The organism is Ferruginibacter sp. (assembly GCF_031430955.1).
Lineage (GTDB): Bacteria > Bacteroidota > Bacteroidia > Chitinophagales > Chitinophagaceae > Ferruginibacter.
The window spans coordinates 1-5,492 of sequence record NZ_JANPCM010000612.1; the positions used below are offsets into that span (position 1 = coordinate 1).

At 36.2% G+C, this 5,492-nt stretch carries 4 protein-coding genes, 1 tRNA gene and 1 pseudogene; 4 read left to right on the forward strand and 2 right to left on the reverse strand.

Annotation, left to right across the window (positions count from 1 at the left end; translation table 11 throughout):
* Nucleotides 1-1,001, reverse strand: a 1,001-nt coding sequence (locus ACY65O_RS17315; RefSeq protein ID WP_462222117.1) for a dihydroorotase, incomplete at its 3' end; no start/stop codon positions are given.
* Nucleotides 1,002-1,094: 93 nt separating this feature from the next.
* On the opposite strand from ACY65O_RS17315, the gene ACY65O_RS17320 reads away from it, so the two are divergent.
* The 4 genes from ACY65O_RS17320 to fucP all read left to right on the forward strand — a co-directional run bounded on the left by ACY65O_RS17320 (nt 1,095) and on the right by fucP (nt 5,053).
* Nucleotides 1,095-1,168 (forward strand) — tRNA-Pro (locus ACY65O_RS17320).
* 220 nt (nt 1,169-1,388) lie between these two features.
* The gene (locus tag ACY65O_RS17325; RefSeq protein WP_462222118.1) at nt 1,389-2,567 is read left to right on the forward strand and encodes a Gfo/Idh/MocA family protein; all 1,179 of its coding nucleotides are present in this window, start codon (nt 1,389-1,391) and stop codon (nt 2,565-2,567) included.
* 290 nt (nt 2,568-2,857) lie between these two features.
* Entirely contained in the window at nt 2,858-3,712 is an 855-nt protein-coding gene (locus ACY65O_RS17330; RefSeq protein WP_462222119.1) for an amidohydrolase family protein, read from the forward strand.
* Between the two features lie 21 nt (nt 3,713-3,733).
* Nucleotides 3,734-5,053, forward strand: coding sequence for an L-fucose:H+ symporter permease (gene fucP, locus ACY65O_RS17335; protein ID WP_462222120.1), 1,320 nt, complete (start codon nt 3,734-3,736; stop codon nt 5,051-5,053).
* A 221-nt stretch (nt 5,054-5,274) separates the two neighbouring features.
* Here the strand turns inward: fucP and ACY65O_RS17340 are convergent.
* Nucleotides 5,275-5,492: pseudogene (locus ACY65O_RS17340) on the reverse strand (MFS transporter); the annotation flags it as partial.

Genomic DNA, 5,492 nt, shown 5'->3' on the forward strand with positions numbered 1-5,492 from the left:
ACTCCAAACAAACTTTCTAATCCGATCATTCCTTCCCTGGCATATTCAAACTCACAAGTTTTACTATCCCAGTTTTGCGGAAAATGATGTGATGCAATGCAATCCACCGTTCCATCTGCAACTGCTTTTAATAAAGCCTCCCTGTCTGTTGCAGTTCTTAATGGCGGAGTAACTTTTAAGTTGGTATCGTATTGTTCTATATCAGTATCGGTAAAAAATAAATGATAAGGTGTTACCGAGCAGCTAACATGCAGCCCACCATCTTTTGCTCTTTTAATATATTCTAAACTTTTTGCAGAAGATACACCGGTAAAATGTAATTTACTGTCTGCATATCTTGCCAGTTTAATATCTCTTGCTACTAATAATTCTTCGGCAATAGTTGGTTTGCCCGGCAAACCTAAACGGGTAGAAATTATTCCTTCATTCATCAACCCGTTTGTGCCAATACTTTTATCATCGGGAATTTGTATAACAGTGCCGTTAAAACTTTTTACATATTGCAATGCTTTTAACATTATACCCGAAGATTGTATTGAATTTACGCCATCCCCAAAACCTGCAGCACCGGATTGGTGCATGTCGTACATTTCTGCAAGGTCTTTTCCCTCAGCATTTTTTGTAACCGCACCAATCGGATGAATATTTACAGCCAATGATTTTGACTTTTGAATAATGTATTCCACTTGCGATTTGCTATGCACCACCGGATAGGTATTGGGTATTACCATCACATCGGTAAAACCACCTGCTGCCGCAGCTTTAGCACCAGTCTCTAAAGTTTCTTTATATTCAAACCCAGGGTCGGCAAAGTTGGAAAAAACATCCATCCATCCAATACTGATGCATAAACCCGGCTGTTCAATTTGCTGGTCGGTTTTTTCACTAATAGCATTGCCGATGGCAGTAATTGTGCCATTGGTTATTAAAATATCTTTAGTTTGCCCGTTAAAAGGAGAGGAGGAAGAAATTATTTTAGCTTGCTTTATTAAAACCTTCATGCAGTAAAAAGTTGCGCTAAGATAAGATAAGTTGAACTTTTTAAAGTTGAAATTTTCAATTACTTTTGCCGTCCGGTAAAAAGAAGTACAATTCGGGATGTAGCGCAGCCCGGTAGCGCACACGTCTGGGGGGCGTGGGGTCGCAAGTTCGAATCTTGTCATCCCGACACAACTAAATCTCTACATTTGCAGGGATTTTTTTTTATGCCTGATTTCTTTACACATTACAAAGTTAAAAAGATAAAAAATTCCATACCGGAGAAACTGCTGATGCAGCATGCCGGTTATTTCATAATTCATCGCAGTAACGTTCTGCCAAAAACAGGATTCCTTTTGTACTAAAAATTACACTATTCAAATAAATATTCAACCATTAAAATAAACATCATGAACCAATCAAATTCAGATCGCCGTAAATTTCTAAAAAATGCTTCACTGTTGTCTGGAATGTATTTATTATCTGGATTTCAAAATAAGGTCAAATCAGAAACCATCATTCAAACAAATACAAAACCAATTATCGCTAACAGAATAAAATTTGCAGTTATTAATATCGATCACCCTCATATTTATGGAATGACGGATGCCATAAAAAGGGGAGGTGGTGAATTGGTGGCTTTATATGCAAAGCAACCCAATCTGGCTGCTGCATTTTTAAAATTATATCCCGAAGCAAAATTGGCAAAAAGCGAAGAGGAGATTTTAGAAGATACTGCTATTCATTTAATATTAAGTTCGGGCATTCCCGATGAAAGAGCGCCATTAGGTATTCGTGTAATGAAACATGGCAAAGATTATCTGACCGATAAACCGGGTATCATTACTTTAGAACAATTAGCTGCTGTTAAAAAAACACAACAGGAAACGAAACGAATTTACTCCATCATGTATAGTGAGCGTTTTGAAAATAAAGCCACAGAAAAAGCAAGTCAATTAGTAAAAGCCGGTGCAATTGGCAAAGTAATTCAAACCGTAAATTTAGCACCACACAGAATTAATAATGGAATTGGTAAAACCGGATTGGCAGTAAGGCCTGATTGGTTTTGGGATAAAAAAAGATATGGCGGCATTCTCACAGATATTGGGTCTCATCAATTTGATCAGTATTTACATTTTACAGGGTCTGCCGAAGCAAACGTATTAATGTCTCAGGTAGGAAATGTTCATCATCCTGATAAGCCGTTATTTGAAGATTTTGGTGATGTAATGTTAAGTGGAAACGGAGGAACCGGTTATATACGTGTTGACTGGTTTACGCCAGATGGTTTAGATACATGGGGAGATGGCAGATTAACTATTTTAGGCACGGATGGTTTTATTGAAGTAAGGAAAAATACGGATATTGCTTCAGGGCTTAAAGGCGGAAATCATTTGTACATGGCAAACAAAACAGAGATGATCCACATTGATTGTAATAATGAAGTATTACCGTTTGGCCCTTTATTAGTAGATGATGTTTTAAACAGAACTGAAACTGCTATGTCGCAAAAACATTGCTTCCTGGCTACCGAATTAGCATTAAAAGCACAAAAAGCGGCTAAAACATTAAAATTAAAAAAGTCATAATAAATCTTGATTAATTTATTTTACTGGCAATAGGGAGTACAAAATGTTTATTTTTCATCAGGCGATATAAAAAGAGATATTGCTTTTCCTGTAATGTTTCCTAAAATTATGCAGATGAATTTAATCTGGTGATTTGAATTAATAAAACTACCGGTTTAGATTTGGCATGGGGAGATTTTCTTTTACTCATCTTTTATACTTATAGTGTAAATAATGCAATTTTTTTTATCCTTTAAAATAAATGTGATACAACAGCAATTTTGATATTTTGATGAATAAAATATTTTATTATGGATCAAAAAATAATAGACACACATATTCATGTTTGGAATTTTGATAAAGCGGAATACGACTGGTTAAAAAATGATACGTCTATTTTGAGAAGGACCTACAATATTGAAGAGATAGAAGCAGAACGAAAAGCGTCAGGCATAACAGCTGGTATATTGGTACAGGCCACTAACAACGCAGAAGATACCGATTGGATGCTGGAAGTTGCCAATAAAACCCCATGGATTAAAGGTGTTGCAGGATGGTTACCTTTACAGGATCCGCAAGCAACAGAAAGATTATTACAGGACGTTTATTTGAAAAATAATTATTACAAAGGTGTTCGTCATTTAATACATGATGAACCAAATGCTAATTGGTTATTGCAGGATACAGTGATTGGAAGTTTGAAAATACTGGCAAAAAACAATTTACCGTTTGATGTAGTTGGTATTTTGCCGGCGCATATTGAAACCGTTTTGAAAGTTGCTGATAAAATACCTGATTTAAAAATGGTATTCGACCATTTGAATCAGCCACCCATTGCAACAAAAGAAAAATTTGGCCGATGGGGGAGGCTGATGAAGGAAGCTGCAGCAAATAAAAAATTTTATGCAAAAATTTCAGGCCTTGCAACTGCAACTAAAAATTTTGCCGGCTGGTCAGCAGAAGATTTAAAGCCTTACATTGAATTTGTGTTGGAGCAATTTGGCGATGACAGGTGTTTTTGCGGCAGCGACTGGCCGGTATCATTGCTTGCAGGAAGTTATACAAAAACCTGGGATGCTTATAAACAAGTGCTGCATTCTATTTTAAACAATGCAGAACAGGAAAATGTGTTTTATAATAATGCTGTAAATTTTTATTCACTATAAAATAAAACCTGCAATCTAAATATGGCCATACAACAAGCTGCATCAACTGTAACAGTATCAGCAAATCAATTCCATAATAAAAATAAATACCTTGTACCGTTTATTTTAGTAGCTTTTTTATTTTTTTTGTGGGGCATGGTACATAATCTGGATGGTATTTTAATCCCACATTTAAAAAAAGCCTGCGAATTAAGTAATGCTCAATCAACATTAATAGATGTAGCTATATTTTTTGCTTATTTTTTAATGGCCATTCCTGCAGGGATTATTTTAAAAAAATGGGGTTACAAAAATGGAATAATTGCAGGATTGATTTTGGCAGGAATTGGGGCCTTTTTATTTGTACCAGCTGCTAACACCCGTACGTACGAATTATTTTTGCTGGCATTATTTATCATTGGTTGCGGCATCACTATTTTAGAAACTGCTGCTAATCCTTATGCAGCTGTGCTGGGGGATGAAAAAGGTGCCAGCACAAGATTAAACCTGGGCGCATCTGTAAACGGCCTGGCTGTGTTTATTGCACCGCTCATTGGAGCCCGGTTTATTTTATCGGGTGTAGAGCATTCTAAAGACGCTTTATTAAAAATGAGTGCGGCAGATAAACTGGTCTATCTCAATACAGAATCAGCCTCTGTAAAAACGCCCTATATTTTTATAGCCTGCGGTTTTTTATTAGTGGCCATTTTATTTTATTTCTTTCATCTGCCCGAAGTTAAAGACGATAACAGGACCGCTAAACCTGTTGAATTTATAAAAGCATTCCGTCATAAACATTTATCGTGGGCAGTATTTGCTCAATTTGCTTATGTAGGGGCACAGGTATGTGTTACCAGTTTTTTTGTACGCATGGCAATAAAAGGCGGAGGGGTAGATGAAAAAACCGCCGGGTATTATTTAGGAACCATCTATGGCGTTTTATTTTTAGCCGGTCGTTTTATTGGTACGCTGTTAACTAAATATATTGCTTCGCACAAACTGCTTACTATTTTTTCGGTAATGGCAGCGTTACTTTGTTTGCTGGCCATTTTTGGTAATGGTAGTATAGTAATATATGCATTAGGTGCAATGGGGTTTTTTATGAGCATTATGTTTCCTACAATTTTTGCATTAGGTCTTGCAAACCTGGGGCAGGAAACAAAAATTGGCGGTTCTCTTTTAGTTATGGCAATTGTAGGAGGTGCTGTATTTCCTTTTATTATGGGCCGCATTATTGATCTGTATAACGACAATATTCAAATTGGTTATACCGTACCTTTTGTTTGTTTTTTAATAATTATTTTTTTTAGTATCAAAGGCTATAAAGTTCAGGAGCCAGTGCAGCATGTAGAATTGAACTGATCAGTAAAAACTTTTAAGATGGCATATAATTCAACATCAACAGTTGCAGCATTACTGCTTGTGGCCTTAATTGTTTATTAAAAAAGCCCGGCAATACTTTTAGAGAGTAAATAAAAAGGTTTCAAAATTGTACAGGCAGTACGATAAGTTTAAACGGGTGTTTTCAGTAATAAAAAAAGAAATTAATCTCTTATACGTCATGGTATTAAACAGTATATCAGTTACCCAATCTCCTTTACCTTACTCACCATCAAACTAATACCTAAACCCAAAAATGCAATCGTCATAAAAGAATATTGCAGCCCGGCTAATTGGGCTATATACCCAATTAAAGGCGGCCCCATTAAAAATCCTAAAAAGCCAATACTGCTAACTGTAGCAATAGCAATACCGCTGGGTATGTTGGGTGCTTTTGCTGCAGTACTGAAGATGAGCGGCA

Bases quoted from the DNA above. Each gene is read 5' to 3' on its own strand.
- ACY65O_RS17325 (WP_462222118.1), top strand. From the start codon at position 1,389: ATGAACCAATCAAATTCAGATCGCCGTAAATTTCTAAAAAATGCTTCA.
- ACY65O_RS17330 (WP_462222119.1), top strand. From the start codon at position 2,858: ATGGATCAAAAAATAATAGACACACATATTCATGTTTGGAATTTTGAT.
- fucP (WP_462222120.1), top strand. From the start codon at position 3,734: ATGGCCATACAACAAGCTGCATCAACTGTAACAGTATCAGCAAATCAA.